23 protein-coding genes are annotated in these 26,331 nt (G+C 57.9%); 2 read left to right on the top strand and 21 right to left on the bottom strand.

The genetic code is table 11. From position 1 onward, the window contains the following. The 6 genes from T18_RS28080 to T18_RS24490 form a co-directional block, all read right to left on the bottom strand. Nucleotides 1–406: siderophore-interacting protein (locus tag T18_RS28080; protein WP_323455277.1), on the bottom strand; the 406-nt coding region annotated here is incomplete at its 3' end. Between the two features lie 2 nt (nt 407–408). Beyond that, complete coding sequence (locus tag T18_RS24510; protein WP_233285006.1) at nt 409–1,233, bottom strand: iron-siderophore ABC transporter substrate-binding protein; 825 nt, start codon at nt 1,231–1,233, stop codon at nt 409–411. A gap of 156 nt (nt 1,234–1,389) precedes the next feature. Next, complete coding sequence (locus tag T18_RS24505) at nt 1,390–3,849, bottom strand: TonB-dependent siderophore receptor (protein ID WP_051489774.1); 2,460 nt, start codon at nt 3,847–3,849, stop codon at nt 1,390–1,392. A 120-nt stretch (nt 3,850–3,969) separates the two neighbouring features. Beyond that, entirely contained in the window at nt 3,970–4,905 is a 936-nt protein-coding gene (locus T18_RS24500; protein ID WP_038497313.1) for a FecR family protein, read from the bottom strand. A gap of 86 nt (nt 4,906–4,991) precedes the next feature. After that, nucleotides 4,992–5,501: an RNA polymerase sigma factor gene (locus tag T18_RS24495; protein ID WP_038497316.1), complete on the bottom strand. Its 510-nt coding sequence runs from the start codon at nt 5,499–5,501 to the stop codon at nt 4,992–4,994. A gap of 460 nt (nt 5,502–5,961) precedes the next feature. Next, nucleotides 5,962–6,867 carry a LysR family transcriptional regulator gene (locus T18_RS24490; RefSeq protein WP_038497318.1) on the bottom strand — a complete coding sequence of 302 codons (906 nt, stop codon included), beginning with the start codon at nt 6,865–6,867 and terminating at the stop codon, nt 5,962–5,964. A 121-nt stretch (nt 6,868–6,988) separates the two neighbouring features. Here T18_RS24490 and T18_RS24485 point away from each other — a divergent pair, with 121 nt between their 5' ends. Then, nucleotides 6,989–8,044, top strand: a complete 1,056-nt coding sequence (locus T18_RS24485; RefSeq protein WP_038497321.1) for an aldo/keto reductase — start codon at nt 6,989–6,991, stop codon at nt 8,042–8,044. A gap of 99 nt (nt 8,045–8,143) precedes the next feature. Here T18_RS24485 and T18_RS24480 read toward each other — a convergent pair whose 3' ends face one another. The 13 genes from T18_RS24480 to T18_RS24420 form a co-directional block, all read right to left on the bottom strand. Continuing rightward, nucleotides 8,144–8,518, bottom strand: a complete 375-nt coding sequence (locus tag T18_RS24480; RefSeq protein ID WP_038497324.1) for a VOC family protein — start codon at nt 8,516–8,518, stop codon at nt 8,144–8,146. A 187-nt stretch (nt 8,519–8,705) separates the two neighbouring features. After that, a complete protein-coding gene (locus T18_RS24475; RefSeq protein ID WP_038497327.1) occupies nt 8,706–10,154 on the bottom strand; it encodes an FAD/NAD(P)-binding protein in 1,449 nt (482 codons plus the stop codon). 270 nt (nt 10,155–10,424) lie between these two features. Then, on the bottom strand, nt 10,425–11,672 hold the full coding sequence (locus T18_RS24470) for an SfnB family sulfur acquisition oxidoreductase (RefSeq protein WP_038497329.1): 1,248 nt from the start codon (nt 11,670–11,672) through the stop codon (nt 10,425–10,427). A gap of 26 nt (nt 11,673–11,698) precedes the next feature. Next, nucleotides 11,699–12,475: an ABC transporter ATP-binding protein gene (locus tag T18_RS24465; protein ID WP_038497587.1), complete on the bottom strand. Its 777-nt coding sequence runs from the start codon at nt 12,473–12,475 to the stop codon at nt 11,699–11,701. A gap of 70 nt (nt 12,476–12,545) precedes the next feature. Continuing rightward, the gene (locus tag T18_RS24460; RefSeq protein ID WP_025591741.1) at nt 12,546–13,880 is read right to left on the bottom strand and encodes an ABC transporter substrate-binding protein; all 1,335 of its coding nucleotides are present in this window, start codon (nt 13,878–13,880) and stop codon (nt 12,546–12,548) included. 98 nt (nt 13,881–13,978) lie between these two features. After that, nucleotides 13,979–15,040, bottom strand: coding sequence for a branched-chain amino acid ABC transporter permease (locus tag T18_RS24455; protein ID WP_038497332.1), 1,062 nt, complete (start codon nt 15,038–15,040; stop codon nt 13,979–13,981). Nucleotide 15,041: 1 nt separating this feature from the next. Then, complete coding sequence (locus T18_RS24450; protein ID WP_038497335.1) at nt 15,042–15,938, bottom strand: branched-chain amino acid ABC transporter permease; 897 nt, start codon at nt 15,936–15,938, stop codon at nt 15,042–15,044. Next, the gene (locus tag T18_RS24445) at nt 15,938–16,855 is read right to left on the bottom strand and encodes an ABC transporter ATP-binding protein (protein ID WP_038497337.1); all 918 of its coding nucleotides are present in this window, start codon (nt 16,853–16,855) and stop codon (nt 15,938–15,940) included. The genes T18_RS24450 and T18_RS24445 overlap by 1 nt, the downstream gene beginning before the upstream one ends. Before the next feature lie 103 nt (nt 16,856–16,958). Beyond that, entirely contained in the window at nt 16,959–18,062 is a 1,104-nt protein-coding gene (gene sfnG / locus T18_RS24440) for a dimethylsulfone monooxygenase SfnG (protein WP_038497340.1), read from the bottom strand. 22 nt (nt 18,063–18,084) lie between these two features. Further along, entirely contained in the window at nt 18,085–18,675 is a 591-nt protein-coding gene (msuE, locus tag T18_RS24435; RefSeq protein WP_038497343.1) for an FMN reductase, read from the bottom strand. A 658-nt stretch (nt 18,676–19,333) separates the two neighbouring features. Beyond that, the gene (locus T18_RS24430; protein WP_003519315.1) at nt 19,334–19,609 is read right to left on the bottom strand and encodes a hypothetical protein; all 276 of its coding nucleotides are present in this window, start codon (nt 19,607–19,609) and stop codon (nt 19,334–19,336) included. Nucleotides 19,610–19,679: 70 nt separating this feature from the next. Next, nucleotides 19,680–20,060, bottom strand: a complete 381-nt coding sequence (locus T18_RS24425; RefSeq protein ID WP_038497589.1) for a DUF6481 family protein — start codon at nt 20,058–20,060, stop codon at nt 19,680–19,682. A gap of 362 nt (nt 20,061–20,422) precedes the next feature. Further along, entirely contained in the window at nt 20,423–20,632 is a 210-nt protein-coding gene (locus T18_RS24420) for a cold-shock protein (protein ID WP_003519318.1), read from the bottom strand. Between the two features lie 649 nt (nt 20,633–21,281). Here T18_RS24420 and T18_RS24415 point away from each other — a divergent pair. After that, entirely contained in the window at nt 21,282–22,328 is a 1,047-nt protein-coding gene (locus tag T18_RS24415) for a serine aminopeptidase domain-containing protein (RefSeq protein WP_038497347.1), read from the top strand. 29 nt (nt 22,329–22,357) lie between these two features. Here the strand turns inward: T18_RS24415 and T18_RS24410 are convergent, their stop codons facing one another. Both T18_RS24410 and T18_RS24405 read right to left on the bottom strand, forming a co-directional pair. After that, nucleotides 22,358–25,294: a Mur ligase family protein gene (locus tag T18_RS24410; protein WP_038497350.1), complete on the bottom strand. Its 2,937-nt coding sequence runs from the start codon at nt 25,292–25,294 to the stop codon at nt 22,358–22,360. A 223-nt stretch (nt 25,295–25,517) separates the two neighbouring features. Then, nucleotides 25,518–26,331: HlyD family efflux transporter periplasmic adaptor subunit (locus T18_RS24405; protein ID WP_323455276.1), on the bottom strand; the 814-nt coding region annotated here is incomplete at its 5' end.

Raw genomic sequence — 26,331 nt, 5'->3', positions numbered from 1 at the left:
CGAAACGGCCTTCCGGATTGCAGATGCCGACGACGTCGCCCACCTTGGCGCCCATCGCCCAGCTGGCGGCAACGCCACCCGCGTGGGCGACAAGATCGATCAGCATCTCCCTGCGCTCCGCATCCCAGCGGCGGACTGTATAGGGTCGGTTCGGGCAATGCTGCGAACCATCCGGCCGGCCCCATTCCCCATTGCTCATCAAGACCGGCAGCGTCACCGGTGTGTGGGGATCAGGCCGCAAAGCAAGCCGCACCCATTCGTCGGGGTGACCTGTCGATATCAACCGCTCACCGCCCTCGACCTGCAGGGCGACCCGGATCATCGATGGCGTCAGTTGTGTAACAGCAGTCACCTCGCAGAAGAAATAATCTTCCACGTAGGGTTCGTGATCATTATCGTGGGACATCATTACTCCTTGCCCACCCGCTCTGCCGCTTCGGCAAGATGGGGCAAAAACCTCGGAAAACCATAGGGAATTGACAACACGCTCAAGGCTGATGTCGACCAGACGGAAACAGGATCTTCCAAGGCCACATAACGACTGCTCATGACCGCCGGAAGCCGCATAAACAGCGGCTGCGCCTCGGCCGCAATGCGTGCACCTTCGCCGTACCACATGATCAGGATGTCGGCGTCCAGGCTATCGACCTGTTCCATGCCAACAGTAACAGAGCCCTGGCCGGGATTGGCAGCGGAGAGCGCCAGTATACCCGCAGATGGTTTAAGCCCCAGTTCCAGCAGGGCGGCAACGCGTGGATCCTCCGGCAGATAGACGACGACGCCGGACCCGCCGGGAAAATAGGTCCCGAAGGTAAATGTCTTGCCACGCAGGACAGGCCAGCTGTCGCCCATCGCGTTGAGAGAGGATGCTGTCTTTTCGATGAGTGCTTTGGCCTGATCGCTTCTGCCGAGTGCCTGCCCGACCATTTCAGTCTGTTCCTTCCAGTCGGCCGACCACGGCGCAGAGCGATAGACGACAGTCGGCGCGATGGAGGAAAGCCGCTTGTAGGCGAGATCATCCACGCCCGAATAGATGCCGAGGATGAGGTCCGGCCGTAGCGCTGCGATCGCCTCATAATCGATGTCGCCTTCGAAGAGATATGGCCGGATACCGTCCAGCCGTTGCTCGTTCCAGGGAAAGATGCCGCTCTCGAAAAAGCGATAACGCGGCATGCCCACCGGCGTCTTGCCAAGCGCAAGAACCGCATCTTCGCCGCTCCAGCCCAACGTCACGATCCGCTCCGGATCGCTCGGTATCGCCGTTGTCCCAAGGGCATGCTGAACTGTTCGCGGAAACCCGTCCTCGGACCGGACAGGCCCGACGACGAACAACAGCACTGACAACAGCAAGATTGCCATTTTACGAGGTGAGGACAATAGCGTTCTCACTTACCATTTGAAGCTCAGGTTGGCATAGACCGCCCGCGATTTTCCATAGAAACAGGAGTTGATATTGCTGCACCCGCTCACGTAGGTTTTGTCGAAGAGGTTTTGGGCGGTTACGTTCAGTTCCAGGCCTTCCAGCTTGGGATTCCGTTTGCCAAAGTCATAGGACAATGCTGCATCCACGACCGTGTAGGCGGGATACTTGAAGCTGTTGGCTGCATCGCCATATCCGCTGCCTGAGTGACGCACCCCGGCGCCAAACCCGAGCCCTTCGAGCGGACCATCTTCGATCCGGTATTTGGCCCAAAGGGATACGTTGACCGGAGGCATGAAACGAACCTTGTTCCCCTGTGTTCCGTCATCCGCCTTGGAATAGACCGAATCCGTGTAGGAGGCGGCTGCAATCAGATCAAGGCTATCAAACACCGTTGCCTTGCCTTCGATCTCGATACCCTGGACGTGAATTTCGCCCGTCTGCGCCGGAAGATAGGTAAATTCATCATAGGTAGGCACATTCTGTTGCTTCAAATCGAACGCGGAGAGCGTAATGAGAGCATCGTAACCGACCGGCTCATACTTCATTCCGACTTCCCACTGTTCGCCGGTCGTGGGCTTGAACGGGTTGTTCTGCCCGTCGAACCCAGAATAGGGCATGAAGGAAGTGGCATAGCTGACATAAGGCGCAAGGCCATTGTCGAAGAGGTAAACGAGCCCCGCACGGCCAGTAAAGGCGGTGTCCGTCTTTTTCCCTACCGTCGATGAGAGGATGTCGTTGTCGGTCTGCCAGGCCCAATCATAACGTCCGCCAAGCGTTAAAATCCAATTGTCCCATTTGATCTGATCCTGGGCATAAAGACCCAGCTGGCTGATCTTGTTGTCCCAACGGGCGCCGACCGTTGGCTCCTTGTAAGATCCGTAGTCAGGATTGAACACATCCAGCGGCGTGTTGCCAAAGCCATAACGGCCGGTATAGTCATTGCGGAACCATTTGTAGTCGGTGCCGACGATGACTGTGTGCTCAACCTCGCCGGTCGAGAGCTCGGCCTGGAGATTGGTATCGGTGGCGAAAACCTGGTTGTTCGAAGAATAGTCGATCGCGTTGCGTCTCATCTTCGTATAGTCCGTCACGCCGCCCGTCTCGACATAGCCACCACTGAAGAATGTACGGTAGGAATCATCGACCGAGATATATTTCGCGTTGTGGCGGATCGACCATACATCGTTGAACTGATGCTTGAATTCGTAGCCAAGTACGGCCTGCTCCCTGTCATAGCCGTTGTAGGCCGGCTCGCCGGTGAAGAGATCACGGTCGATTCTTCCATAAGGCCCGGCCTCCACCGTTCCGATGTAAGGCAAGGGCTGGTAGTCCGGGACACCGTTGTCCTTTTGATAGTGCGACAAGAACGTGAATGTCGTGTCCTCGTCCGGTTTCAGCGTGAATGAGGGCGCGACCATGAACCGCTCGTCCTCGGTGTAGTCTATATTCGTCCCGGTGCGGGTCGCAACGCCTGTCAGCCGGTAGAGGAACGCATCGTTATCAGGTACGGGGCCGGAAAAATCGAATGCACCATAGGCCCGACCGTCCGTACCGGTTCCGGCAACAACCTCATTGAATGGCTTGTCCGTCGGCCGTTTGCTGACCATGTTGATCATGCCACCGGGGTAGTTCTGGCCGTAGAGGACGGAGGATGGTCCCTTCAGGACTTCAATCCGCTCGAGCAGATACGGGTCAATCTGTGGTGAGCCGCCGAGATCGCCGATATAGGGCAGATAAGTGCCGTCGAGATAGAGAGGCGTTGGCGCGAAGCCGCGTATTTCGATGTTGTCAAACGCACGGGTCGAGGCACTGCTGCCGCCGACATGGACGCCCGCAGTGTAATTCACCGCTTCCTTGATCGTTTCAGCACCCCGGGCCTTTACTTCATCGGCGGTTATGACAGAAATCGATTGCGGAACTTCAATCAACGGCGTGTCGGTTTTGGTACCTGTTGCCGACCGACTGGCAACAATCCCATCGACATGCCCATAGGCGCTCTCTGCGCCCTGTACCGTAATCGTCTGTAGTATTGTCGCGCTTTCATCCGTGACCGCGTCCGGAGACTGTGCCGGGTTGGCGACGGTTACACTCTTCGGACCGGTAAAATGGTATGTCAGACCCGTATTGGCGAGAAGCCCCTGCAATGCTGCCTCTGGGGAAAGCGGACCGCTTATGCCCGCGGTGTTCAGTCCGTTAGCGACAGCAGTGTTGTAGAGAATCTGGATGCCGCTCGCGGCACCGAACCGTGTCAGGCCGCGCTCAAGAGAGCCGGCAGGAATAGAATAGGTGACGCTTTGCTGTGCGAAGACCGCGGACGAGGTCATGGCGAGCGCCGCAAATGCAATGGACGCAGACAGGTGGGAAATCCGCCATTTGTATATTGTCATGCCCTCACGGCCGTGCTTGCCGACGTTGAACTGCCCCATTCCGATGTCCCCATGCAAGTCGTCGCCGTGCCATTCATTGGCGCGGCCTCTAGCAGGAAGAACGATCCGAATTTGAAAACACGAAATTTTTCCGTCGATTTTTTTAAAGAAAATTTCCGGCTACCGCAGCAGCACAATTCCACCGACAAGACTGACGGGGCGAACCCGCAACGTCTCTTCCAGATGCGCGAGGATTTCGTCCGGACGATTGAGATGAAACACCCCGGACATCCGGCGTGAGCGGAGATTGCTGCTTGCAATCAGCACCTTTCCGCGACGATGGCGATTGAGGTCCGAGACAACGTCTGCGAGCGGCCGGTCCTTGAAAATCAGCAGGCCCCGCCGCCACGCCGCGGCCGTCTCAAGATCGGTTGCCACTCTCTCACCGAGCCCAACCCGAGAATAGCTGATGCCTTCGCCGCCGGTGAGCTGACTATCGACCAGACATTGTACGGTGATATGTCCCTGAAGACACTCCACAGAGACATCCTCCTCGCCATGCTTAACAGAAAACGACGTCCCAATTGCCGTTGTGTCACCGTTGGCGGCGGTCACCACAAAGGGCCGCGTGGCGTCGTGGACCACATCGAAGACCGCCGCTCCTGATGTTAGCACCAGGTGCCGGGTTGATGGGGTGTAGTCAAGGGAAAGGGTCGTGCCACCATCGAGCGTGGCCGTCGATCCATCGAGGAGTTCAACCGTTCGCTGTTCGCCGACCCCGGTGGCGTAATCAGCAAGTACGGCATCAACGGACGGCAGAAATCCGAGCTCCGACAAGACGATCCCCACGCCCGCCGCACCGGCTGCAAGACTTCCAGCCGCGAGGAAGGATCGCCGCGTGACAGCCGGGGCAGATGTATTCTTGGTCTCACCAAGCGCTGATCCGAGATTTTTCCACAGCCGTGCCGACTGCTGGAAGGCTTGCTCGTGAGCGGCGCTGCGCGAGCGCCAGCGTAGCAGCGCTTCGGCATCTTCGGTGGTTGCCGTACCGGATGTGATGCGGACGATCCAAGCTGTCGCTTCGCGCCTGAGAGCTTCGAAATTCTCGTCCAACATCCGCTCCCTTGTGCGCGTTCGTGACAGGATGTTGCGTATACCTGTTTCTAAAACTATCAACGATTGAAAAATGAAAAGCCGAAGCCTCAGGCCCGATTTATTGTCTCGAGCCGCTCCCTGCAATAGTCGACTGCCTTGCGGACTTCCAGCTCGACCGTGCGGATCGACACCCCAAATTCCGCAGCAATATCGGCATGACGGCGCTGCTCGAGGCGGCAAGCAACCAGCATTTTGCGCTGGCGCTCTGGGAGCTCATCGATGATCTGCATCAGGCAGCGCACCTGATCCCGGTCTTCGAACTGTTTCTCCGGTCCCGGCTGTTCGTCGGCGACAGACATGAGAACATCAATATCGTTGGAGGTGAGTTTGCGTTTTTGCCCGCGGTCGTGATCGACCGCAAGGGTACGTGCGATCCGCATCAGATAGGGAACGGGCGCGGCTAACGCAGCCGCGCCATTACGGGCAAGCTTGATCCAAGCTTCCTGAGCGAGATCGTCGCTGTCTGCTTGCGAAAGGGTTCTGCTGATGAGGTAACGTTTAATCCGGCGTTCATTGCGCGAAAATGCGGCCATAAGCTCGTCGTCGTAACTTGCCATCCCTTCGCTCCTTGCCCGCCCGAAATCTGTTTTCGACGCAATACCGGTTCGCCGAACTGCTGGCAATAGTAGAGAAGAAAACTCATGTTAATCCCGGCTCAGGCTTGACCTTGTTGGGATTCGAACCGCTGATACCGGACGGTCGTCTTCAGGCCAGCGTCTGGCCCGCCTCGCGGAACCAGGTTTTCGCATCCACGCCAGCGGGTGTTTTCATCCGCGAGTGAAGGTGCGTCACCACGCGCCAGACGGCGACAGCGACAAAGGCTACAAGTCGGCCCTCGTATCGACGCTGAAGCGGAACCGCGAGCTGCTGGAACAGGACCGACTGTGATTGCCGATCGCAACAAACAAACCCGGGCCGCCTTCCTAGATGCGCCCAGCCTTCCAACAGGGACGCCCGGGATGAGAAAGCAAAAGGTCGAGACGCCGTGATCAGAGCGCTCAGGCATCAGTTACGCGCCTATGTAACTTTGCCTTGTTTGGCCAGGAAATCGAGAAGAGCGCGCACTCTCGAAGGCAGCGGGCCACCCTGTCCGATATGAATGGCGTGAAACTCCTCCCGGTCTCCAGGATTATACTCGTCGAGCACCGGCACCAGCCGGCCGGCCTTCAAATCATCGCGTATCGTGAAGTTGGCGAGACGGGCAATTCCGTTTCCACCGAGTACCAACTGTCGCAGCGCCTCGCCGTCAGTGGCCTGGACACGGGCGACGACTGGGGCAGAAATCGTCCCGCCTGCCAATATTAACGGCCAGCCATCCATCGCGCGGGTGTAACCAAGGCCCAGCCTGTCATGCCTTTCAAGCTCCTCGATAGTCCGGGGCAGCCCACGCCGGTCGACATAAGAGGGAGCAGCGACGATTGTCATTGCAGTATCGCCAAGCCTGCGCGCGACGAGGCTCGAGCTTTTAAGCGGGCCTGCGCGAACCGCAACGTCCATTCGCTCCTCAAGCAGATCGACGACAAGGTCGCTCTGCACGATATCGACGGTAATCGCAGGATATCGCTCCAGGAATTCCGGGAGTATGCCGGCTAGGACATGGGTGGCATAGGAGGCGCTGGTACTCAGGCGGAGGCGGCCACTGGGCACCTCACCCGCACTGGCGATCCGCTCGGCATCTTCGATGTCTGCCAGGATACGCGTGGCGCGCTCGAAAAAGACACAGCCTTCCGAGGTCAACTTGAACACGCGCGTCGAGCGGTTGATGAGACGGGTACCCAACCGCGCCTCCAGTCTCGCGACCAGTTTGCTCACCGCCGACGGCGTCATTCCGACGCTGCGAGCAGCTGACGAGAAGCCACCGCGCTCGACAACCTGCACGAAGACTTCCATTTCTCCGGATCGATTGATTTCCGCTCGAGCCATCTGGTCCCTGATTTCACAAATGTTGTTCCCGCCCGCAATCTATATCACGAAAGCCGGATCTCCTATCTCTTCCCCATCAGGTGGCGCAAGTCGCTTCCATTTCTCAAGAAAGGAAGACCAGATGGAATATCGTTCTCTTGGCCGATCAGGCCTCAAAGTCTCGGTCCTGAGCTTTGGCGCAGGCACGTTTGGAGGGGCAGGTCCCCTTTTCAGTGCGTGGGGCACGACCGATGTCTCCGAGGCAAGGCGACTTATCGATATCTGCGTTGAAGCAGGCGTTAATCTGTTCGATACCGCAGATGTCTACTCGAACGGTGCATCGGAGGAGGTGCTGGGTGCAGCGCTGGAAGGTCGTCGCGAGACCGTGCTGATATCGACGAAGACCAGCCTGCCTATGGGAGATGGGCCGAACGATGCGGGTTCCTCCAGGTTTCGCTTGATCAGATCGGTCGAAGACGCACTTCGCCGGCTTCGGACGGACTATATCGACATCCTGCAACTTCATGCCTACGACGCCCGGACGCCCGTCGAAGAAGTCTTGTCGACCCTTGATATGCTCGTTCGGGCGGGAAAGGTCCGCTACGTCGGCATCTCGAACTTTTCGGGATGGGAAATCATGAAGTCGCTGGCGGTTGCCGACACGTACGGATGGCCTCGCTACATTGCCAATCAGGTGTACTATTCCCTTCTCGGCCGAGACTACGAGTGGGATCTGATGCCACTGGGTATGGATCAAGGCCTTGGCGCACTCGTCTGGAGTCCGCTTGGCTGGGGGCGGCTTACGGGAAAGATCAGGCGCGGCGTTCCAGTGCCGGAAAGCAGTCGTCTTCACGAAACCGCAAGCTTTGGTCCTCCGGTCGATGAGGAGCATCTCTACCGCGTCGTTGATGCCCTTGAAGATGTCGCAAGACAACTCGACAAAACAGTTGCGCAGGTGGCGCTCAACTGGCTTACAGGCCGGCCCACGGTGTCTTCCATTATCATGGGAGCGCGAAACGAAGTGCAGCTCCGGCAGAACCTCGGAGCGGTCGGTTGGCATCTCACCGATGATCAGATTGCTCTCCTGGACAATGCGAGCGCCTTGACGCCGCCATATCCGCATTTCCCCTATCATCGTCAGGAGGGCTTTGCCCGTCTTAATCCGCCGATGGTAGGTTCCAAGATGCGTGGATGTTGAGCGTAATGTTGCGATTAATGTGGTGGATCCGGCTGCAAAAGTTATGCAGAAAGACCAACCCACAACAGCTGTGAGAATACCAGCGCTATTGGCGCTGCGTTACTTTGCCGGCTGCGACCGTGCGCTCAGTTTATGTCCGTCCGGATCACGAAGATAAGCGACGAAGGCCCCGTTCGGGCGCTCATTCGGCGGGCTCTCGATCGATGTGCCTCCGTGCATAACACCGGAGTCGTGCCACGCCAGAACATGCTCGCGGCTCAGGGCGGCGATTCCGATTGTCCCGCCATTGGCAACGGTCGCCGCCTTGCCGTCGATCGGTTTCGTGATCATCAGTCGTCCGCCTTCGTGGATATAGATCAGTCTGCCTCTCGCATCCATCTCGCCGGGCCTGCCGCCCAACGCAGAGAACGTGGCGTCGTAGAAGTTTCTTGACCGCTCCAGATCGTTACTGCCGATCATGATGTGCGTGAACATGGTCTCTTCTCCCGTAAGGCAGCCCGCTGGCAGCAGGGGGCGAGCTCCCCCTGAGCCAGGAGCTCGTTTGTATGCTTTCACCGTACACCGTCCTGAGGGCCTCGCAAAGCGTGGCGAATTTGATGGAATTATCGTCCCAAGGCTTTCTCAAAGAGTGGAAGAAATGTATTCAAGAAACAGCGGGCCGTCAGCCTTCCACCGCCTGGCCCGTGCGATGCGAAATCCTACATTCATCGATCAGGTCGCGAATACGCTGCGCGACGAAGATTGCATGCTCGGTAACCTGCGGCAGCCCCATCAGTTCTCCGAAAGTGCCGCGTGCAAGCGGCCCGGCAATATAGAGTGAAGTCGTGCTTTCGCCTGAAGCTGATACGGGATTAGACTTGGCATCAACCAAGATGCCAAGCCCGGTCGGGCAGGGTTGCAACAGGCCCGCCTGCTCAAGTTCTCGAAGCATGGCTTGGCTTTGAAGAATGCCGCCATGAGCCGGGCCCGTGGTGACGACGATCGCATCGACATCAAGCGTTTCGAGAGACTTGGCGCGCTGGGGTCGAAGCGTTACCCTGTAGCCGGCATCAATCCGCGTCACGGAAGAAAGCGAGGCAGCCCGAACATACATTTGGCCGCTCGCGATCGCCTGCTCCACAGCAGCCTCGACTTGCGGCGCGATGCGAAAGCGATGCACATCCCAGACCGGCCGCAAGTGTCGGGCAACGCGCCGTCTCTCAATGACAGGCAGATTTCCCCATATGTCCCTCCCCTGCGCCCTCAGCGCATCCACGACGCTATGCCACGTCATTCCCCGTTCCTCTGCTTCTCGCAGCGTTTGGCGAACCTTATGGAGCAACTTGCTTGCAGAGGTGAACGGTTCGGACAGGAAATCGCCGAAAGGCTCCTGCCCGACGGGGCCATGGCCGCGAGACCGCAAGCCCCTGCGAGAGAACGACGTTATCTGGCCGACATGGCCCTGTCTCTTGAGCGAGGCAACCACATCGGCGGAGGTCAAGCCATTTCCGACGATGAGAACACGATCTCCAGTCTCGACGGCGTCGATCGCATCGGTCACGGTGACATCCGCAATCAGCTTGGGATCATCTTTGAAGGGCTGAAGCACCCGAGGCAAAGAAGGTGGTGGATGGCTGACGGCCAGCACGACTATATCTGCAATGAGCGCTGTACCGTCAGACCCCGCAATCTCATAGCGGTTTCCTTTTTGTAACACCGAGATCGCTTTGGTCCGCCAGTGTCTGATACGGCCGTCATCCAAAAACGGTTGAATCCGTGCCGAGACGTATTCGCCGAAGACAGACCGCTTGGGATAAGGCAAGCCATCGTGTCCTATGAGCTCGGCATCGTCACGGGTAGGAATACCGCCAACATAACGCTCGAAATCATCGGGAATATCCGGAAACAACGTCATTCTTGCAGCGGGAACGTTGACCCGATGCGCCGGGTCGGTTGCGCTATAGGCCAAGCCACGGCCCAACTCCGATCGAGGTTCGATGACGACAACGGATGTATCAGTCGGGTATCCGTTACCCGCTACCAGATGCATTGCCATTGCCGCGCCGGTGAAGCCACCGCCGACAACTGCCACGGTCAGGCGGGCAGAAGCTATGGGAACAAGAGAATTCATTGCCTCTACGTTCTCCCCAAGGAGATCTGTGCCCTGCACGGTTGGAAGGCCCTAAAAAGCGTTTTCCGCTTCCTGCACATAAGGCTCATCGTCAACACTATTCTATGTTCCCGAGGTTTCCGGCAAAGCTCCTCGTTACGGGGCGCTTGATTGGAAACGCGCTTGAGGGGCACCGTCTCATCACGTCACTATATCTCATTACTGCTGGCGGATGTAGCAAGATCAATTGCCAACCGGGGCGCCTTGCGCGCCCCGGGCTCCAGAGTTTACTCAGCTCCAGGCGTGAAGCGGCGGCTTCTCGCCATTGAGGAAGTACTTGCCGAGGATGGAATATTTCCACCGGACCGGATCGTGCAGTGTGTGGGTACGGGCATTGCGCCAATGGCGATCGAGGTGATGCTCTGCAAGCGTGGAGCGGGTGCCTGCAAGTTCGAACAGCTTGTTGGTCGCCGCAATGGCTATCTCTGTCGAGAGAATTTTCGCCTCGGCCGTCACGATCTGTGCTTCGGCGACCGTTTCAGCATTCGGGTTCCCGATGGCGCGATCGATGGCATAACCGGCTTTTTCAAGCAGCGCCTGGGCCGCATGCAGTCGCAACGTCAGATCGCCGACAGCCTGGATCGTGTAGGGGTCGTCCCAGGCATGATCAACGCCGCTATCCACCCATGCACGGCTCTTGGTGCGCACGAAGGAGATGGTTTCATCGATTGCCGCCTGCGCTATACCCGTATCCACCGCGACCTGGATAATCTGGAAAATCGCACCATCCGCAGTGGGTTCCGCATAACCCTTGTAGCCGGGAACCAGATGGGTTTTCGGCACTTTGACATTGTTCAGGATCACCGTACCGGACAGCGTCGTGCGCTGGCCGAAGGATGACCAGTCGTCGATGACGGTCAATCCGGGTGTATCCCGCTCGGCAATTGCATACCAGGCGCGGCCTTCATCATCGAGCGCAACGATGGGCACGAGATGGGCGAGAAGTGCGCCGGAGGAGTAGAATTTCTGGCCGTTGACGATCACATGGTCGCCCGCATCGACGAACTTCGTTTCGAAGTCCGCCGCCCGCTTGGAACCGAATTCGGAGAAGGCATTGCCGAAGCGTGTGCCGCGCAGCACTTCTGCGAAAAGCAGCGTCTGCTGAGCCTCATCAGACACCGTCCGGATCGCGGCAACGACGCCGAGATGGTTCTGCGCGATCTGGCCAATCGAGGAATCGGCCGCGGAGACGATCTCGATCACCTTGGCGAGCGTCGCATAGGAGACTTCCGGACCGCCGAACTTCTTCGGCACGTTAATCGACCAGAGCCCGCTTTGCGAGAAGGCATCGAGTTCCTTTACCGGCCAGATGCGATCGCGATCGCGAATGGCTGCGCCGGGGGCAATTTCGGCGGCGAGTTTCTTCGCGACTTCGATTGCTTCGGCATCGCTCTTGATGATGTGTGCCGGCTCACTCGGCCGCGGCACGGCGGGAACGCCTTGAGCCGCATCTTTCGTCTTCACGTTGGAAATGGTCATGCCATGTCTCCTCTTTCCTTTGATTTTCAGTGAATATGCGTGACGAGCGCGGCTGGCTTCTGGCCCAGATAGAAGGCTTTCACGTCATCGCGCGCCTTGAGTTCGGCGGCCGTGCCTGACAGCACGCTCACGCCGTTTTCCAGAATGATGGCCCGGTCGGCATAGGTCAGCGCGACTGCTGAGTTTTGTTCAGCGACCAGGATCGAAAGCCCTTCTTCGCGATTAAGGCGCTTCAGCGTGCGGAAAATATCCTGCACGATGAGAGGCGCCAGCCCCATTGACGGTTCGTCGAGGACAAGCAGCCGCGGCCGCGACATCAGTGCCCGGCCGATGGCCGTCATCTGCTGCTCGCCGCCCGAAGTGAGGCCGGAAAGCACCCGGCGCTTTTCCTTAAGTCTCGGGAAATGCGTATAAATTTTGTCAAGGTCGGTCGCGATTTCAGCGCGCGTGGCGGATCGGCCAAGGCCGCCAGAGACCAGGTTTTCCTCGACCGTCAGTGTCTTGAAGCAATGGCGACCTTCGAGAACCTGCACGAGACCGAGACGGACAAGGCTTGCCGGGGTCTCGCGCGTGACATCACGACCGTCAAACAGGACATGACCGGCGAGCACCTGCCCCCGTTCGGCCGGAAGGAGGTTGGAAACCGCCTTCAGCGTCGTCGTCTTGCCAGCGCCGTTCGCACCGAGAACGGCAAGGATCTCCCCGCGTCCGAGCGAAAAAGTGACACCATGCAATGCGGTGATGGCATGATTGTAGGTTGCGTGGAGCCCCTCCACGGCAAGCAGCCTGTTCCCATCGGTCATCACGATCTCCTTGGCGCTTTTTGGGATATTGTGGCCGGACACGGGAGACCCTTGCCCGACCACGCAAACATCAGTTCGTCACGGAATTCGCATCTTCCGACGTGCGAAGCTTGATGCCCTTTTCAGCCGCATAGGCCTCGGACGACTTCTCGATGATCGGGCGCAGCAGGGCCCAGTCCGGTGCGATCCAATCGGAAACCACGTTCCACTTCTTGCCGTCCCACTGCTGGAACGTCACGTAGCCGTTACCCTCATGGTTATCCCAGGTGACATTGATCGAGTGGAAGAGATCCTTGGCGCCCAATGCCTCGACACGGGCTGGATCAAGCTGCAGATGCTCGAAGCCCCAGCGAACTTCGTCGCCTGTCAGGGTGCGCTTTCCGAATTTCTCCTGGGCGATCCGCACCGCCTCGACATTAAGAATACCGTTGACGATACCGAGATTGTGATAGACGGAGCCGATTCGGCTCTTGTCATCAAGGTTGCCCTTGCCGGCGTCGTAGACGGTTTTCACGATTTCCTTGACCACCGGATATTCGGCACCTGATGCCTGGGTGGTGATGGCGGTGTAGCCCTTGGCAGCGTCGCCGGCGGGAATAACGTCCTCTTCCGAGTTGGACCAGACATTGCCGATGATGTGATCCACCGGGAAACCGGTTTTCGCCGCCGTCTTCAACGCCACCGGGTTCATGACGCCCCAGCCGCGCAGTACGACATAATCCGGCTTGGCACGGCGGATCGTCAGCCACTGCGACTGCTGCTCGTTGCCCGGATGCGGGACTTCGATCTGCTGGAGGTCGAAGCCATACTTCTTGGCCAGCAGGTCATAGATCGGGATCGTTTCCTTGCCATAGGGAGAGCCGTGGTAGAGCACGACGATCTTCTTGCCCTTCAGTCCTCCAACCCCGCCTTCCTTGGATGCAATGTAGTTCACGATGCCGGAGGTCTCGCTGTAGGGATTGAGCAGCAGCGGGAAAACATAGGGAAAAACACGGCCATCGGTCGAATCCGTGCGGCCGTGGTTGATGGTAATGAGCGGCACCTTGTCCTGGGTGATGCGGTCGATCATGGCATAGGCTATGCCGACCGACAGCGGGTTCCAGGCCGCAACGCCGGGGTTGCTCTTCAGGCGTTCATAAGCTTCGACCCCTCGCTCAACTTCGTACTGGGTTTCGGCTTCGGACCATGTCAGCTTGACGCCGTTGATACCGCCGTCCCTGATGTTGATGAGATTGAGATAATCGATGAATCCGCCGAAAAAGCCCGTGCCACCGGCTGCATAAGGCCCGACGCGGTAGCTCTGCAGGGGGAAGTACTGTTCATCGGCCATGGCCGGGGAGGCGATGGCGGCGAGGCTGATGCCGGCAGCAAAGGCTGCTGCTTTGATTTTCGTGTAGAAGGTCATATCTGGACACACTCCGTCTGTCGGCTGGCGCTCGGCCATCCGTGTTGGTTTCAGGAATTCATTGCTGATAAGCTTTTCTTGTTGGAAGCCTTTGCCTGTCAGGGCCGGCTTCGAGGAATCCACGCCCGCCTGACGGCAGCCGTAATGCGTAACTTCAAGCGATCCCACAATGACACGAGGCCGTCAGGTTCCAGGATCAGAAACAGAATGATCAAGGCGCCGAGAACGATGCGCTGCGTCATATCGAGCACTCCGGAATTAAAGACATCGCCTAATAGCAAAGAGCCAAGCCGCGAGAGGACGAGCGGAAAGACGACGATCAACGCCGCGCCGAAGAAGGCACCCCGGATCGAGGCAAGCCCGCCAATGATGACGATGAAGAGTATTTGGAACGAGCGGTCGAGATTGAAACCGGCCGGCTCCACCGTGCGAAGATAGGCAAAAGCCCAGATTACCCCGGCAACCCCGACGATGAAGGACGAGATCGCAAAGGCGAGCAGCTTGGTGCGAAGCACCGGAATGCCGATGATGCGTGCGGCGGTCTCGTTGTCGCGCACGGCGATGAAGTTGCGACCGGTCTGCGACGATACCAGCCGATACGCGAGGAACGTGAGGACGGCGACAATGGTCAGCGCGAAGAGATAACGCCCGATCGGCCCTTCGAAAGAAATCCCGGCCAGCGACAGCGCTGGCGCATCGATCACGCCGGATGCGGATTCGTTCGAGAACCAGCTGAATTTCGTCAACGCCCATTGCACGAAGAACTGCGCCGCAAGAGTCGAAACGGCGAGGTAGAAACCGCGCAGTCGCAGGCTCGGCAGGCCAAAAACTATGCCGATCGCTGCGGCGGAAAGACCGGCAAGTACAATCGAAACAATAAGCGGGAGCGTATCGATACGCAGATTGAAATTGTATGCCGCGAAGGCACCGACGGCCATAAATGCGGCCGAACCAAGCGAGACCTGACCCGCATAGCCAGTCAAAAGGTTGAGACCAACCCCGGCAAGGCTGAGCGCAAGAAACGGCAGCAGGATTGCCTCGAAGAGGTAACTGGTGCCGATGAACGGCACGACGAGATAAGCAACGGCGATGACTGCGACCGTGCCGGCATGGCGCGGCAGGGAGAACGACGATGAAAGATCGGCTGTAACGGCGGACATATTAGACCCTTTCCACGAGCTTTTGACCGAACAGCCCGGACGGGCGGATCATCAGGAAGGCAAGGGCCACGACATAGGCGAACCACCCCTCGATGCCGCCGCCGAAATATTCGCCGATATAGACCTCGGCGAGCTTTTCCGACGCGCCGACAATCAGACCACCGATGATCGCGCCTAGAATGGAATCGAAGCCGCCGAGAACGAGCACCGGCAGAGCCTTCAGCACTACCAGCGACAGCGAGAACTGCACCCCGAGCCGCGCACCCCAGAGCAGCCCGGCGACCAGGGCAACGAGGCCTGCCGCCGCCCAAACGCTCGCCCATATCCAGGGCAGCTTGAGACCGACGGCAAGCGCCGCGAACTGGTCATCCGCGACGGCGCGGAAGCCGAGGCCGATGCGGGTATAGCGGAAGAAGGCCGAGAGAGCCGCCACCATGCCGGCCGCGACGACTGCGGCAAAGATGTCGAACTGGCTGATGAAAACGCCACCAACATCAAAGGGAATGTCCTCGATACCGAGATCAAGCCCATGAACCTGCGTACCCCAGAGGAGTTGGGCCGCTCCCTCGATGATGTAGGAGAGGCCAAGCGTCGCCATGAACAGCGTGATCGGTGGCTTGTTGGTGAGCGGCCGAAGCACCGTACGCTCGATCGCAACACCGATGACGACCATGATGGCAAAGGTAATGGCGAAGGCAGCCACAAAAGGCACGCCACGCTCGACAAGGCTGACAAAGGTCAGCGCCGCAAACAGGAGAAGCGCGCCCTGCGAAAAGTTTAGGACACCCGATGTCTTGTAGATCAGCACGAACCCGATCGCGACGAGGGAATACATGACCCCGGAGAGCAACCCGCCGACCAGCACCTCGGTAAAGAACAACCAATCAAACGCAGCCATCAGATACCCTCCCCGTCTTCGTTTTCCGGCGCAGCGCCGAGATAGGCATCGATGACACGTTGATCGCTGGCAATTTCCGCAGGCGTGCCATCGGCGATCTTGCGCCCGTAGTCGAGCACGGCGATGCGGTCGGAAAGACCCATCACCACGCCAATGTCATGCTCGATCAGAACGACGGTGACCGCATATTCGTCACGCGCGAGACGCACATAACCGGCAAGTTCGTTCTTCTCCGTCGCCGTCATGCCAGCCATGGGCTCGTCAAGCAGCAGAATGCGTGGCTCGGCGGCAAGCGCACGAGCGAGTTCCACCCGCTTCTGCAATCCATAGGGCAGCGTGCCGGCAAGCCGGTCAACGTGGGGCGTCAGATGCAGAAAATCGATGATCCGCCCTGCCCGCTCGCGGGCATCGGCCTGCTCGCGACGAGCGCTCGGCAGACCGGCTATCTGGGTCAGGAAATTTGCCCGCTCGGCGTAAGCCCGCCCCGTGGCAACATTATCGAGAACACTGAGACCCTTGAACAAGGCGAGGTTCTGGAACGTCCGCGCCACGCCGAGACTGGCGAGCTTCTCAGTCGGCACTGGACGATAGGCTTTGCCATTAATCGCTACATGGCCACGATCCGGGCGGTAGACGCCTGTGATAACATTAATCAGCGAACTCTTGCCCGCGCCATTCGGCCCGATAATACCCAGGATTTCGCCCTGCTGCACGGCCAGATCGATATTCTCCAGAGCGACGACGCCTCCAAAGGAGAGGTCAATACCGCGAAGCTCCAGCACAAGGTCTGTGGCGGCGTCTACCGCGCCGCGTTCCTGCTCGACGTGCTCGCTGCGCGAGGCAATGGGTTGGCGAATGTCCGTTGGGATCGCCACCTCCGCGCCAAGACTTGCAACCAGAAAACTCGATGCTGACATCGTTCAGTCCATGCTCCGCCCAATAGGCACAGGTTTCCAATCACGGAGGCGGTCCCCGTGGTGCAGGCGGCGGCCAAAGGCCGCTGCCGTCCGATTTGCGACATTACTCCGCAGCGATTGCCGCGCTGATTTCCGCCTGTTCCAGTTCGCGCACGAGCGGGATGACATACTTGCCGAAATACTCGACTTCTTCTTGAAAATGCAGGAAGCCCAGCAGGATAAGGTCAGCGCCGGCGCGTTTGAGGTTCACCACGCGTTCGGCAACCTGCCGCGGCGTGCCGATCAGGTTTGAGCGGAAGCCGTCATTATACTGAACGAGGTCTTCGAAGCTGGACTTCGCCCAGTTGCCCTCGCCTTCGGGAGAAGACTTGCCGGCATTTTTTACCTCATGGCCGAAGGCATTGACCGCTTCCGGATTGGCCTTTTCGATGATCTCGGCAAGCACGGCTCTCGCCTCTTCCTCGGTCTCACGCACGATGGCGAAGGCGTTCACGCCGACTTTGACCGCGTGGTTGTTTTCCTTGGCCTTGACGCGAATGTCATTCACCTGCTTGGCGATTTCCTCCGGCGTGTTGCCGTTGGTGAAGTACCAGTCGGAGACGCGGGCCGCCATATCGCGAGCCGCACGCGACGAACCACCCTGGAAGATTTCCGGCTGCGGATCAATCGGCTTCGGCTTGAGGGAGTAGTTGTTGAAGCGGTAGAAATCGCCGCGGAAGGTGAAATTGTCTTCCGTCCAGATGCCGCGCAGAGCCCGGATGAATTCTTCCGAACGGCGGTAGCGTTCGTCGTGATCGAGCCAAGGCTCGCCGATGGCGTGAAACTCGCCGCGGAACCAGCCGCTGACGATGTTAACGGCAACGCGACCGTTGGTGAGGTGATTGATCGTGGCAATCTGTTTGGCGGCAAGCGCGGGGTTCCACGGACCAGGCAGAATGGCGGCGATGACCTTCAGCGTCGTCGTCGATTCCAGCAGAGCGTGACTGAACGACACGGATTCATGTTGGAATTCGGCACCGTAGCCGGCGGTGAAGCGGATCTGGCTCAGCGCGTAATCGAAGCCGCTCGCTTCAGCGATCTGCGCGAGCTTGCGGTTGTAGTCAATCGTCCAGCTGGTGCGCTGCTCGATGTTCGAGATGACGAGGCCGCCGGACACATTCGGCACCCAATAGGCAAATTTCACGGGCTCGGCGTGGTGTTCAGTCATGGAAATCTCCTCTTTTCTGATGTCAGTTGGCGACCGCGTCGTGGGAAACGAGGCGAAGGGCCGAGCGGTGATCGTCGGCGACAAGGTTTCTGGCCGGCAGTAGATCGATCAACTCGGCGACGGCACGCTCGATGCGCGCCTCAACCACGGGGTTCGAGAGCGTGTATCCGGTGAAATCCGCCTCAACGGCGTAGACCGTCGTTGGCACAGTAACCGCGCCAAAGAAGCCGAACAGCGGCCTGAACTGATGCTCCAGCATGAGGCCATGCAGTGCTGTACCGCCCGTTGCCGCAAGGATCACGCGCTTGCCTTGAAGCGCACGGAAATCGACGAGATCGAAGAGATGCTTTAACGCGCCGGTGTAGGATGCGCGGTAGACAGGCGAACCGACGACAAGTACGTCGGCACCTTCCACAGCATCAATAATCCTGCGGCCGGCCTCATCCAGTTGATCTGCGCGAAGAGCCCTGAACAGGATCGGCGCCGCCACAGCCAGATCGACCGTGTCCAAAGAGACGCTTGCCCGTCTCTCGATCGAGTTCAGGATGTCCGAGACAATGCGTGCCGTGCGAGACGGTTGTTTAACGCTGCCGCTTATTCCAAGTACGTTCATCGTTCGCCTCACTCCTGTTACCTTTAATTTCTATAGTTTTCATAGATAATCAAAGATGCAAATTCCAAAGTGAGGGCATTTTGAGGAAACCAATCTTGTGCATTCGCCCTCTGGCGCAAAGGACTAAGCAGGCAGTGCCAGTTAGCAGCGAAGCGTTTAGGCGCCACGTCGCTCGTTTGTCGTGACCGACATACAAAAACAGTCGCGTTCTCCCTCACCAGAATTGAATGAGGGTGTGGCTCATTTCACTGTACTAATGGTATGCCAACCATCGAACCGCCCCGCTTCGACGCCAACGTCTTTCCACTTGGTCTACTGGTCGAGGCAAGTGGCTCGCTGCGTTGCCTCAATGCTCGCTGATAGTGCGGCGAGTTGCGAGGGCCGGCCACCAGTCGCGCTCAGATTCGCATGGGCAAAATGATCAAACAGACCGTGATTGAATAAACTGTTAGCTCTCACGGAGCCGAGAGCTCGATCCACTGATATGGAATACCGGGCACGTCAGTTTCAGCTTTAAGGCCAGCTCGGTCACCCTGGCACAGAGAAAGGAGAAAAAGCCAATCCCTCAACCAAACCCTGATCAGAAAATCGTACTCGAAGGTGGCGCACTTCTCCTTGGAAATCGGCTCAGTTCCTCGTTGAAACCGATGTCCAGGGGTCAGGCACGGTCGTAAGTGAAGGACGTCAGCAATGTCGTCACGAAGTTGCTCGCCCGTTCCTTTACAAGCACTTCAGTCCACTCGTCGGTTCCTCGAAGTCGCAGATCGGAGTGGATGCTGTCGACCGCAGCCTCTTCAATACGTTTTATATGGGCCTTGAAATTCGCTTCTCCACCGTCATGGTACATGTCGCGAATGACCATGCGCAGGATTTCCTGGATAGCTATTTGCCACGACGTGTTGATTGCCTGGAGCTCGTTATTATCCGGTGCCATGGGGCTGCTTTCGTTAGAGTGTCACAAGCATGACGCCGTCATGTTGTGGGGTCGGCGTGCAAGGGCAATGTTAGGCTTGTCTTGCCTTGCGGTTAGCGTAGCGCCGGTCGCGTTCAGCCTTTCGCATCGTCTCATCTTCAATGACTCGGGCTATACGTGCCTTTTCCGCACTCTCCCGCGCTTCGATTTCTGCGACTGCGACCGCCTCAATCGCTGCCTGGCGCTGCAAAGCGTCGGTCTCGACACGCTGTTGTTCCTCAAGCTTCGTGCGCTCGCGTTGAAGACGTCGCTCTTCCCGAGCGGTGGCAATGGCTGCTCGTTCTGCCTGTCTTGCCAGCCTGGAAGGTTCTAAAGCGGTCTTTGTCGCGCGGTACGCATTGAGCAGAGCAGCTTTGGCTTCGGTAGATGCGGCGCGACGGTCGGCGACGTCATTGTTTCGGGCGTTCTTCATGGATATCCTGATAATGAGTGGAAGAGAGATCATCGCGTTTTGGCGCGTTCTATGACCGGACTGATGGAGCAGTGGCCCTGCCTTCTTGGCGAGACGTGCCGCTGGCAGCCATTCGGTCTAAGGGGCGTGAGCGCCGTATTCCGACACTGCCGCCAGGTTGCTTTTGACAGAAAATAACATCTGGATGCCGGTGAGGCAGATCGTCGTCTGCGCGCCGGATCCACTTTGTTTTTCTGCTCTTGCAATCTCAATTGGTTCGGCTTGAAACCGAAACGAAAAAGGCCAGGCAAAACGCCTGACCTTAATGAAGCAGCTTCCGACAGTGCCAGTACATCCGTGGTCAAAGGGAAGCAAATCTTGATTTATGCGGCCTGCAGATTGGTAGCAGACATCTTGCCCGACTTGTTGTCGCGCTCGAGTTCGAAGCCGATCTTCTGGCCTTCAACGAGCTCGCGCATTCCGGCGCGCTCAACAGCGGAGATATGAACGAACGCATCAGCGCCGCCATTGTCGGGCTGGATGAAGCCGAAGCCTTTGGTGGAATTAAACCATTTTACTGTGCCAGTGGTCATGTTGAACCCTTTCAAAGCATAGAGTGTAGGACCGCGAAGCCGATGCTGCGCAGCGAGGAAACCGACTATTTTTGAAATGGAAGTTCGCTTAAAGCGCGGTGCCAATCGCGCGGTAGACAAAGCTCGGCAAGCAAAAGATCGATGATTTATGTATAACGGACTGAAATCGTCGCGTCAACGATTAGTTTTCATATTTTGTGGATTCGCCTTAGGGTTGTCCTTCCTGAGCGTTGCATGAGGCTGGTGCTTCGAATTACTCCGGATTTATAGACAGCTTATCCCGCCTCGAGAAGAACGTTACGCTGCGCAACCTCAAATCGCGTCGGCAATCAATGTCATCCACACGCCGACTTCCACGGAATCCGCGCTCCAAGCTGGGTCGAGTAGGCATGGCATTTTACGGCGCTTCGTGCGGTTGGAATTTCTTTTGCTGGGCCGCGATCGACATCACGCGATGGTGAGCATTGTGAAGATGAAGCAGGGTAGCTTGTCTCGATCCAGATCGTCGATCGCGCCTCGGCGTGCGCGGTAATCAAGGAGGTGACGTATCGGCATGTTTTTGGCAAAATGATGCAAGGATTGCTGGCGGAGCTCTAACATTGGTGACTGTTCCTAATAATACGAACGCGACGACGTACGGAGTGAAACCATGAACAGGCAAGAGCCCAGGCTTTCCTGGTGGATCGCGCGTTGGGTTTTGCTCGCGCTCGCTATTCCCGGGGCATCGCAATCCGCGCTGGCCGATGCACCAAGACTTGGTCCTTTCGAACTCCCCAAGCCACGTGAACTGACCATTTTCAAGAACGACGAGAACTTCAGCCCCTTTGAGGCTCTGAACGGGTCTTACGCATCGGCAAGATCATGCTCCGCCGTCCCTCACGGTCTGTGGATCGAAGTCGACGGCAAGGGCGATTGCATTCGGTATTATCCTCAGGGGCTGGTAGATGGCCAAAACCAGACGGCCCTGGTTTATTTCGGTGGCGACGTGATGTTACGCAATTCCAAAGGCGTGCGTTTCATATCAGATTCCTATCTGCGCCAGTCACCTGCCACGATAACAGCAGAAATGGCGGATTGGGCGCTACAATCCGGCTATCCCGCAATCTTCATTGCCCGCCCGGGCATATATGGTTCTTCTGGCGACCATAACAAACGTCGCCATCTGCGCGAAATTGCGCTGATGGATCGCGCGCTCGACCTGATCAGAGAAAGGCATAAGGTATCAACTTTCATCCTTGCGGGGCATTCCGCAGGCGGACAGATTGTTGCCGCCCTCATGAACCGGCGCAGGGACATCTCGGCAGCCGTTATCACCTCCGGTCTGGTTTCGGTAAAGCAGGCATCCGCCTTCTGGGAGCGGCGCCGGCGGGTTCCTGGCAAACTGCTTTACAATTCATCAGAATTTTACGATCCCGTTGATGAAATCGACCGTATTCCGGCCGATCATCGGCCAGAGATCTATATTCTGTCCGATCCGGAAGATCGTACCGTACCATTTTTCAGTCAGCTCTTTTATGTCAGGCGCCTGCGCGCCGCAGGCTTTGAGCCACACCACGTCTACGTTCAGGCGACGGACCGCCAACGCCATATTCTGGCATATCACGGTCGCCTCGCTGCTGCCCTGATCGCTCGAGGCAAGTCCCCGGTCGAAATCCGTCGTGCCGTGCATGAAATGGAACTTGAACAATTCAAATAGCGGTTCGCTTTGGCCGCGTGCAAACTGGCCTATGTGAGGGTGCTGCGGTCGGCGTTATTCTTCAACCACTCTACCAGTTCGTGCATTCCTGTGCTGTGCGAGCCCTTGAAAAGAACCGTGTCCCCGTCTACCAGACGCTCACGAAGAATTTCCTTCAGTGCCTGACGAGATTCGGCATAGAGACCACGCGAGGACGGCGAAAGCGCTTTCCAGAAGTCGCTATAAAGGTCACCCGTAACATACACCTCATCGATCGACCGGTCCTGTATAAAGGCTGCGAGCTCGGTATGGTAGGCGGCCCCGCCGGGGCCAAGTTCCGCCATCTCTCCCAAAACAGCAATCCGCCGCCCACCTATGTGATCACCCAGGCGGGCCAGAGCAGCGCGCATCGAACCCGGATTGGCGTTATAGGCATCATCGATCACGGTGAGCCGGCGTCCGTCAAGCAAGAGGTGAATTTCTTCGCCGCGTCCCGGCAGAGCCGCGAAACTTTCCAGTTGGGCGATCGCTGGTTCGAGTGGGTGACCGAGTACGGAGATCGCTGCGAGAACGGCCAGGCCATTCAGCGCCATGTGAGACCCGGCCGCGCCGATCAAGAAGCTGACCTCCCGATTCCTGATCCGCGCATGAGCGTGCCGGCTTGCCGCGTCATAGCGCAGCAGCTGGCACATGCATTCCTCCGAGGTGCCGTAGGTGACAATGTCAAGCTTTCTCCGAGAAGCCGCATCATGCACCGTGTCCCATTCAAGCATATCGCGGTTGAGGACAGCCGTGTCGCCCGGCTCCATGCCCAGAAATATTGCGCTTTTGGTCCGTGCGATGTCGGTAACCGTGCTTTTTTCGCCTAGGTGGGCAGGTAGAACATTGGTAAAAATAGCGACTTTCGGACGCGCCATACGGGCACTTATGGCCATTTTGCCGATGGCGAGTTCCAGCACCACATGTGGAGTCTCCCACGGGATGGAAGCAAGGTTCCACGCCACGCCGGCGGGCAGGTTCGCATTATGGTTGCTTTTGGCGACATTGCCCCAAGCCGAAAGCGCGTGGGCAAGCATGGCGACAACTGTCGTCTTACCGGCACTACCGGTCACGGCCAACACACTGCCAGTCATCCGGCTGCGCGCATAGTCGCCCATCGCCAGAACGGCTTGCATATTGTCCGCAACCTTCAGCACCGGCCCCTGCTGGCCACTGGCAAGATCCGGTTCTGTTGTCATGAAACCTGCCGGTTTTGCCCGATTGATCAGTGCATTCACCGGCACGCCTGTTGCATCCTCATTGCCACGCAAGACGACCATGTCTGCAGGTTGCATCGCAGGTGCGTAGGTGCAAAGACCCTTTGCAGTCCACCCGTGGGGCGGTTGACGAACCCAGGTGCCGCCCGTCGCGGCAGCGATATGCGCCGCATTCCACTGCCTGCCACCAGGAATGACCTTTGGCTTCGATAATCTGGCGACACGGAGCCTGTCAGATGCGGCATGCTGGCGGACAAGTTCGCGGAAAGCTGCCCGCTCTCTAAGATAGCTGCGGTAGGCAACGAAGCCGGAGAGGTAGTGTTCGACATCGTCTATCCGCACGCGGAAGGCATGGTGGCGAATGAAGAATGAGCCCGCGATGCGGTCGGGCTTGCGATAGTACATCGCCATTTCCGGCCAGAAATGGCCGTTAAGCAGATGGCGGGCACGTTTTTCTAGCGCCCTTTCGAAATGCACCAAATCGATGTCACTCAGTAGGCCGTGCAATTTGGGTTCGGCAGCAATCCGCGACAGCGTCTGGCGTGCGGCCATCATCAATTCGAGCAATGTCGGGAAGGTGGTGATCCGGTTCTCCACGAAATCGAGATAGTCAGCGATGTTGCGGATGGCAAAACGGAAGTAGCGCTCCTCGGGCCTGTGACGCGTCAGTTCATTGACGCAATAGCCGAGCCAGTGATCGTGATGTTTCCAGTGATCGCAGGCGATGAAGTGATTGAATGCCCGCTCAACGGTTTCTAGCCACCTCTCATCGCCGGTCAGGTCGTAGAGTCGTATGAGACCGAAGGCTGCCTCGCCTTCGTAATAGATGGTGCGATATTTCTGTTTGATGGCAAGACCGGGAAAATGAAGGACATGCACGAAGGCGCCGGTCTGCGGATTCTGCATGTGGCGGATGCCGAGAGCGAGCTGGTCTGCAAGTCCCCTCCATTCTGTTTTACCGGTGGCCGCCATGTATTTCGTCAGGGCGAGTAGCGCAACGGCGTTGCCGCCAAGCTTGATTTCACCGTCGGCCTCAACGAGGAACGCAGCTTGCGTGCCATCGGGAAGGACGGTGGGCTTGATCAGCCTGGCCTCGAGAGCGACGAGCGCGCGTTCGATCGCATTTTTCAGCTGCGCGTCATGGGTGACTTCCCAGGCCTCGATCATGGCATAGGTCGTGCTCGCGTGCCGCAAGGCGTTATAGGCCTCTATGCGTCGGTCGAAACAGGCATGGTAACCGTAGACAAAGAATCCGTCTGCTTCGACCTGTCGTGCAAGATACCTAGAGGAGTCACGAATAAGTGACAGTACCACCCCGCCGTCCAGCCTGTCGATTGTCCGGCGTCCGGCTTCAATGCCCATTCCCTCAATTGCGTGGAGCCTATCGGCTTCATCGCAGAAGACACCTTTTGTCGAAAAGAGAAAGATCGCTTTGTCTTGCGAAAAGCTAAGAGCTGGCAGCTCTTCATAGCGAGCGCGAGCATAAATGCTGAAATTCTTCTCATTCAGCACGGCATTGGTGATGGTGTTGCCGCCATAGAGCATCGCATTTGCGTTCAGCTCCTGTTCCGTGAAGGCATGGCGGAATGCCGGATCCAGCGCGATGCCAAAGCGGAAATAGTTACGCTTCACTTTGCCGAGTAGTGCACGCAGCTGAGGCCATGTCGTCTGTTCGGCAATCTCTACCCAATCGACACGGAGCCAACGCCCCTCAATGTTTTCGGAGGCCATGGCGGCGAACAGACTGGTTACTCCCTGCTGCCATGCCGACTCAAGCGATGGCCCTGACGCATTAATGACACGGGCGCGCTTGTCACCATCGGATACCGAAAAGAACAACGTCACGGATGGCAGCGGCTGTGCCAGTGGGCGGACCCGGCCGCGCAGAAAGGTCCGAATACTCGAAAGCCGCTGTTTTATGTCCCGTGGTTTCCTTGCCAGGTCCACTCTTGCCTCAACGTTCACGCAATGCCTCCCGGGCCTTGTTGAAAGGCTTGACGAGATATTCCAGTACGGTCTTTTCACCCGTATGAATATCGACGTTCGCGACCATGCCCGGCACTATCGGAAACTCACGACCGGCGGCGTTGACCAGCGCGTCCTTCTCGGTCTTGATGAATACGCGATAGTAGTAAATCTCCCGGTCGACTTCATCCTGTATCGTGTCGGGCGAAATTGTCGTGACTTTGCCGTCGAGACTGCCATAGACGGCGTAGTCGTAAGCGCTGATCTTGACGCTCGCGCGCTGGCCCGGATGGATATAGGCGATGTCGCGTGGCGATATGCGTGCCTCGATGAGAAGCTCGTCACCCAGCGGGATGATGTCCATGAGCTTGCCGTTGGGCGGGACAACACCGCCGATTGTCGACACCTCTATGTTCTTGACGATGCCGCGTACCGGTGAACGGTGTGTCAGGCGAGCAAGACTATCCGCCCGGCCGGTCACCACCGGGGAGAGCGAATTGACCTCCGCATTCGCCTTCGTCAGTTCCTCGCGCGCCTTCACGAGATATTCAGACTTGATCTCGACTTTCTTGAGTTCGAGTTCAACGATCTGCCTTCGTAGCCGGATGACCTCGACATTGCTGGCCGCCCCGATGGACCTCAGTTCTTCGTTGAGTTTCAGTTCACTTGCGACAAGCGAAAGGGATTCCTCGATCCAGCGCAGCGACTCCTCCAGCGCGTGCCGTCGCGCCGTGTAAAGTTCAGTCTCCGATCCAGTCAGTCCAGGATAAGCGTTCAGCGCCGCGGGGAAAGTCAGTGGCGTG

This window comes from Rhizobium sp. TBD182, assembly GCF_001950375.1.
Taxonomy (GTDB): domain Bacteria; phylum Pseudomonadota; class Alphaproteobacteria; order Rhizobiales; family Rhizobiaceae; genus Agrobacterium; species Agrobacterium tumefaciens.
The sequence above is the reverse complement of the archived record's forward strand: the minus strand, read 5'-3'. Positions and strand labels throughout refer to the sequence as shown.

Excerpts from the sequence above, each read along its gene's own strand:
- T18_RS24420 (WP_003519318.1), bottom strand. The coding sequence starts at position 20,632 with ATGACCACTGGCACAGTAAAATGGTTTAATTCCACCAAAGGCTTCGGC.
- T18_RS24480 (WP_038497324.1), bottom strand. The coding sequence starts at position 8,518 with ATGTTCACGCACATCATGATCGGCAGTAACGATCTGGAGCGGTCAAGA.
- T18_RS24505 (WP_051489774.1), bottom strand. The coding sequence starts at position 3,849 with ATGGGGCAGTTCAACGTCGGCAAGCACGGCCGTGAGGGCATGACAATA.
- T18_RS24495 (WP_038497316.1), bottom strand. The coding sequence starts at position 5,501 with ATGGCAAGTTACGACGACGAGCTTATGGCCGCATTTTCGCGCAATGAA.
- T18_RS24500 (WP_038497313.1), bottom strand. The coding sequence starts at position 4,905 with ATGTTGGACGAGAATTTCGAAGCTCTCAGGCGCGAAGCGACAGCTTGG.
- T18_RS24475 (WP_038497327.1), bottom strand. The coding sequence starts at position 10,154 with ATGAATTCTCTTGTTCCCATAGCTTCTGCCCGCCTGACCGTGGCAGTT.
- T18_RS24415 (WP_038497347.1), top strand. The coding sequence starts at position 21,282 with ATGAACAGGCAAGAGCCCAGGCTTTCCTGGTGGATCGCGCGTTGGGTT.
- sfnG (WP_038497340.1), bottom strand. The coding sequence starts at position 18,062 with ATGACTGAACACCACGCCGAGCCCGTGAAATTTGCCTATTGGGTGCCG.
- T18_RS24485 (WP_038497321.1), top strand. The coding sequence starts at position 6,989 with ATGGAATATCGTTCTCTTGGCCGATCAGGCCTCAAAGTCTCGGTCCTG.
- msuE (WP_038497343.1), bottom strand. The coding sequence starts at position 18,675 with ATGAACGTACTTGGAATAAGCGGCAGCGTTAAACAACCGTCTCGCACG.
- T18_RS24425 (WP_038497589.1), bottom strand. The coding sequence starts at position 20,060 with ATGAAGAACGCCCGAAACAATGACGTCGCCGACCGTCGCGCCGCATCT.
- T18_RS24455 (WP_038497332.1), bottom strand. The coding sequence starts at position 15,040 with ATGTCCGCCGTTACAGCCGATCTTTCATCGTCGTTCTCCCTGCCGCGC.
- T18_RS24430 (WP_003519315.1), bottom strand. The coding sequence starts at position 19,609 with ATGGCACCGGATAATAACGAGCTCCAGGCAATCAACACGTCGTGGCAA.
- T18_RS24470 (WP_038497329.1), bottom strand. The coding sequence starts at position 11,672 with ATGACCATTTCCAACGTGAAGACGAAAGATGCGGCTCAAGGCGTTCCC.
- T18_RS24450 (WP_038497335.1), bottom strand. The coding sequence starts at position 15,938 with ATGGCTGCGTTTGATTGGTTGTTCTTTACCGAGGTGCTGGTCGGCGGG.
- T18_RS24410 (WP_038497350.1), bottom strand. The coding sequence starts at position 25,294 with ATGGCCTCCGAAAACATTGAGGGGCGTTGGCTCCGTGTCGATTGGGTA.
- T18_RS24460 (WP_025591741.1), bottom strand. The coding sequence starts at position 13,880 with ATGACCTTCTACACGAAAATCAAAGCAGCAGCCTTTGCTGCCGGCATC.
- T18_RS24465 (WP_038497587.1), bottom strand. The coding sequence starts at position 12,475 with ATGACCGATGGGAACAGGCTGCTTGCCGTGGAGGGGCTCCACGCAACC.
- T18_RS24445 (WP_038497337.1), bottom strand. The coding sequence starts at position 16,855 with ATGTCAGCATCGAGTTTTCTGGTTGCAAGTCTTGGCGCGGAGGTGGCG.
- T18_RS24490 (WP_038497318.1), bottom strand. The coding sequence starts at position 6,867 with ATGGCTCGAGCGGAAATCAATCGATCCGGAGAAATGGAAGTCTTCGTG.